We start from the raw sequence: 4961 nt of genomic DNA on the forward strand, positions 1-4961 counted from the left end.
GGCATAATAAGAAGTTAAGACGCGGCGAGCATAGTGCCAACTTCTTTAGGTTGGTGGTGAGAAATATTGACAATATGGCTAATGTGGAAGCTCTTTTGCTACAAGTCAGAGATAAAGGTTTTCCAAATTACTTCGGTCCTCAACGATTCGGCTTTGACGGTGCGAATCTGGATCGTGGCGTACAATATTTTGAAGGTAAGATTAAAGCATCTAAAAGCCAGCGTTCTTTCTATTTATCGGCAGCTCGTTCGTACTTATACAACTTGAATCTAGCAAGCTTGATAGAAAGTGGGGATGACTTGAGCGCTGATCTAAGCGGCCCACTATACGGAGACGAAACGCCAGGAAGTAACGAACTGACTGAGCCAGAGAAAGAAATTCTAGAGGCGCACCCTGCCTTTAAAAAAGGAATACATCAAAATCGATTGCGTTTAGAGCGGAGGCCATACCTTGTTGTCCCTGAGGCGATGTCTTGGTCAATGGGAGAGGCTGAGCTTGAACTAGAGTTTCAATTACCTACGGGAGTCTTTGCTACTTCATTGCTTGCCGAAGTGTTTAACTTGTCTCAAGGCTTGGGAGAGGGTAATCAAGGCATGCGGAGCACACGATGAGTTTACTGATATCCAATGATGACGGTATTAATGCTGAAGGTATACAGGTACTCTCGGAGGTTCTATCTTCCAAGTTCGAGGTGAAGGTGGTTGCACCGGATCGTGATCATAGTGGCGCAAGCAGTTCACTGACTTTGAGTCGCCCTTTGCGTGTAATGGAAACTGCAAATGGCCATTACTGTATTGATGGTACGCCGACCGATAGTGTTCACCTAGGGGTCTCATCACTTTTTGATCTTGACTTTGAGCGTGTGGTCTCAGGTATTAACTCTCATGAAAACCTTGGCGATGACGTGTTATATTCGGGGACAGTCGCTGCAGCGATTGAAGGGCGGTTTTTAAAGCAGCCCGCTATCGCTGTTTCCCTAGTGAACCAGGGTCAGTTTCATTATCAAACTGCAGCAAAAGTGGTACTCGATTTATTGGTTCGCTCTAAAGATTTGGAAGTGCCTGAAAGAACCATTTTGAATGTCAATGTGCCGGATGTGCCTTATGAGCAGCTTAAGGGAATTAAAGTCACGCGTTTGGGGCATCGGGCAAAAGGGCTTCCCCCAGAGGAAGTGTCAGACCCACGAGGTCGACAGCGATATTGGATATCGCTTGCAGGCGAGGGAGACGATGCCGGAGAAGGTACAGATTTTGACGCGGTAAAGAACGGTTATGTTTCAGTAACGCCGCTTCAAGTTGATATGACTCGTCATGAGCTGATATCACAAGTAAAAGATTGTTTAGAGGATTGAATATCGTGAGTCAGACACTTGATCTCGAAGGAATAGGAATGACCTCGCGCCGTACCCGGATGCGACTCATTCAGCGGCTCAGGGATGAGGGGATTACCAACGAGGATGTATTGGCAGTCATGCTGGATACGCCGCGGCATATATTCCTCGATGAGGCGCTATCTCATCGGGCTTATGAAGATACAGCTTTACCGATTGGGCACAACCAAACTATTTCCCAACCTTATATTGTTGCGAGAATGACTGAGTTGTTGCTGCAAACGGCGCCGCGTAGAGTTCTTGAACTTGGCACCGGCTCTGGGTATCAGGCGGCGGTCTTGGCTCAGTTGGTGGGTGAGGTCTATAGTGTTGAGAGAATTAATCCTCTGTTAGAAAAAGCGGTTCAACGCTTTAAGCTGCTAGGCTTGAATAATATCAGTACTCGTCATGCCGATGGCGGGATAGGCTGGCCGGAGCGTGGTTTGTATGACGCAGTGATTATGACGGCGGCGCCCACAGAAATTCCATTGGAGCTGGTTCGTCAGTTAAAAGAGGGCGGGCGGATGATTTTGCCTTTGGGAGATGCTCAACAAAGCTTAACTATTGTCACAAGAAAAGGCTCAAGTTATGAACAAAAGATAATTGAGCCTGCGATGTTCGTACCCTTTCTTCCAGGAACGATTCGCTAATAAATTTAAGATACAAAACGGCACCATAAAGAGGTAGATGTGAAAATAGATGGATGGGTTTTTATAAAGGGAGTGTTGATGGGTGCCGCTGATATTGTGCCGGGTGTTAGTGGTGGCACTATTGCTTTTATTACGGGTATTTATGAGCGCCTGCTACAAGCCTTAAATTCAATTCTTCCTACTTTGTTACTAGCATTAAAAAATAGAAGCTTAAAAGGAGTCTGGGAAAAGGCAGACGCCAGTTTTCTTCTTACTCTGTTTGTTGGCATTGTGACAAGCGCAATATCCTTGGCGAAGGTGATTACTTTTCTGCTGGCTAACTTTCCTATTCCTCTTTGGGCCGGCTTTTTTGGTCTCATCTTGGCGTCTGTATACATAGTGGGTCGTGAAGTAAGGGAGTGGAGCGTTGGCTTGGTTATCGCAATGCTATTGGGAGCCGTATTTGCCTGGGGCTTAACCTCAATGTCTCCAGCGAGTATTGATCAAACACTCTTTAACGCCTTTCTATCGGGTGTGCTTGCGATTTGCGCTATGGTGCTACCAGGTATCTCCGGAAGCTTTATCTTACTGATTCTGGGCACCTATGCTTATATTCTTGGGGCGGTGAAGGACTTTGATCTCGCCGTATTAAGTGTCTTTGTGCTGGGGTGTGGTATTGGTATTTTGTCCATTGCCAAACTACTTGTTTGGACATTTTCACGTTATAGAAAACTGACTTTGGCTGTTTTAACAGGCTTTATGATTGGTGCCTTGAACAAGGTTTGGCCTTGGAAGCAGGTTTTAAGCTATCGCGAAAACCGTCATGGTGAATTAGTACCTTTGTTAGAGGCTAATATTTCTCCGGATAAGTATGTAGCCTTAACGCAAGAGTCTTCCTATCTAGTGCTTGCAGTGATTTGTGCCATTGGTTCAGCTTTAATTGTATTGCTGCTTTCCCGCTTGGGCGCAAATAATGAGAAAGAGAACACAAAAAGTGTGTGATCTGTTTTAATAAGAGTGTTTCTTAGGGTAACACTGGTGTATTTTGCGGTAACGTTTAATTTGCTTATATTCTGAGCGAATAAGATAGAAGATGAATGACTTAGCTAAGTAACTTAATATTCTTCATTAAGTTAAAGAAGTAAAAAGAATTAAATAAAAAAATATTATAGCTATATGTTATGGAGAGGTTTGTCGAATTGTTTACTTTTTATCCGCTTTGTAATTTGGCGTGTTTAAAAAATAGGCGACCTCTTGCTTTTGTAACGTTTTGTATCTTAACGCTATTCCTTCTGGCCTCCTGTACCTCTCCATCAATATATCTAGATAAAAACTTTAACCCTCCAGTCTACTTTGGGCAGCATGTTGTACGTAAGGGAGATACCTTATATGCCATCGCATGGCGCTATGGCCGTGAGATGAAGGAGTTGGCGAGAGAGAATGGAATAAAGTCGCCCTATGTGATTGTGCCGGGGCAAAAAATAAATTTAGAACGTCGCAAAAACTCACAGAAATCGAACTTGAAAATATCAAAATCAGGGTCTAAGAGAAGAGGGAATGTAACAGAACGTAAAGAAACTATGCAGAATGGTAAAAACGTAACAAGAGATAAAAAAACCAAGCACATCAAGAACATAAATTGGCAGTGGCCTCATCTTGGCCCGATACTTGCCATGTATTCTATAAAAGGTTCTGTAGGAACTTCCCGTTCAAGTGGAATGAGCAAAGGGAAGTCTGCGGGTACGACTCTCAATAAGGGGGTCGATATTACCGGCAATTTGGGTTCGCCAATATATGCGGCCGCTGATGGAGAAGTAGTTTATGCAGGCAATGGCTTGTTAGGCTACGGAAACTTGGTAATTATAAATCATAATGAAACTTACCTCAGCGCTTATGCACATAACCAGCGGATACTAGTTAAAGAAGGACAAAAAATAATAAAAGGTCGCAAGATCGCAGAGATGGGGAGCTCTGACTCAAAACAGGTAATGCTTCATTTTGAAATTCGGCGCAATGGTGAGCCGGTTGACCCAATGAAATATCTGCCTGCGAGATAAAACTATCCTAAAAGGGAAAAATGCCAGTTGCGAGGCTGGTAGCGTATTTATTTAAACAGCTAGGTTGCATCATCAAGGATCTTGATGAGCAAACAATAAAAAGCGAGGCAAGACAGATGTCAGCAGAAAGAGAAGCGTACTTTGACGATGTAGTAGAAATTGATGGCGTTGAATCAGAAGAGACAACGACTGAAAGTTGGGGTTTTGAGGAAGAGGCTGAGACAGTCGTCACTCCGATAACCGCGAAAAAGAAAGCTAAGAAGACAGGCATAGACGGTCGCTCATCAGAAAGTCAGTCATACCGTCAGCTTGATGCGACACAAATGTACTTGAATGAAATCGGATTTTCTCCGCTTTTATCCCCAGAAGAAGAAGTTTATTTTGCTCGCTTGGCGCAGAAAGGTGATGCGGCCGGGCGTAAGAGAATGATTGAAAGTAACTTGCGACTCGTTGTAAAGATCGCACGTCGCTATGTTAATCGTGGTTTGACTCTACTTGACCTGATTGAAGAGGGTAATTTAGGCCTAATTCGCGCAGTTGAGAAATTTGACCCAGAACGTGGTTTCCGCTTCTCTACTTATGCAACATGGTGGATTCGCCAAACTATTGAGCGCGCAATCATGAATCAGACGCGTACAATTCGTCTGCCTATTCACGTAGTAAAAGAGCTGAATTTATATCTGCGTGCTGCACGTGAGTTGACTCAAAAACTTGATCACGAGCCATCGCCAGAAGAAATTGCAGATTTGCTTGATAAGCCTGTTGCTGATGTTAAGCGCATGTTGGGCTTGAACGAGCGTGTTGCCTCTGTTGATATGCCTATCGGCGGCAGTAGCGACAAATCATTACTAGATACAGTTGCTGATGAGTCAGCGTCTGATCCTGCAGAGTTGCTGCAGGATAGTA

6 protein-coding genes are annotated in these 4961 nt (G+C 44.1%); all 6 read left to right on the top strand.

Annotated features, from left to right (window positions below; all coding sequences use genetic code 11):
• Positions 1–611, top strand: a 611-nt coding sequence (gene truD, locus A3735_RS15050) for a tRNA pseudouridine(13) synthase TruD (protein ID WP_156499692.1), incomplete at its 5' end; no start/stop codon positions are given.
• Positions 608–1351: a 5'/3'-nucleotidase SurE gene (gene surE / locus A3735_RS15055; RefSeq protein ID WP_068514132.1), complete on the top strand. Its 744-nt coding sequence runs from the start codon at positions 608–610 to the stop codon at positions 1349–1351. The genes truD and surE, both read left to right, overlap by 4 nt.
• Before the next feature lie 38 nt (positions 1352–1389).
• Positions 1390–2019: a protein-L-isoaspartate(D-aspartate) O-methyltransferase gene (locus A3735_RS15060; RefSeq protein ID WP_068514134.1), complete on the top strand. Its 630-nt coding sequence runs from the start codon at positions 1390–1392 to the stop codon at positions 2017–2019.
• A 39-nt stretch (positions 2020–2058) separates the two neighbouring features.
• Entirely contained in the window at positions 2059–3000 is a 942-nt protein-coding gene (locus A3735_RS15065) for a DUF368 domain-containing protein (protein WP_231877391.1), read from the top strand.
• A 197-nt stretch (positions 3001–3197) separates the two neighbouring features.
• Complete coding sequence (locus A3735_RS15070; protein WP_197475974.1) at positions 3198–4055, top strand: peptidoglycan DD-metalloendopeptidase family protein; 858 nt, start codon at positions 3198–3200, stop codon at positions 4053–4055.
• Positions 4056–4171: 116 nt separating this feature from the next.
• On the top strand, positions 4172–4961 hold a 790-nt coding region (locus tag A3735_RS15075; RefSeq protein ID WP_068638220.1), incomplete at its 3' end, for a sigma-70 family RNA polymerase sigma factor.

The organism is Oleiphilus sp. HI0061, from assembly GCF_001635675.1.

Coding starts and splice junctions, on each gene's coding strand:
- surE (WP_068514132.1), top strand. CDS start 608: ATGAGTTTACTGATATCCAATGATGACGGTATTAATGCTGAAGGTATA.
- A3735_RS15060 (WP_068514134.1), top strand. CDS start 1,390: ATGACCTCGCGCCGTACCCGGATGCGACTCATTCAGCGGCTCAGGGAT.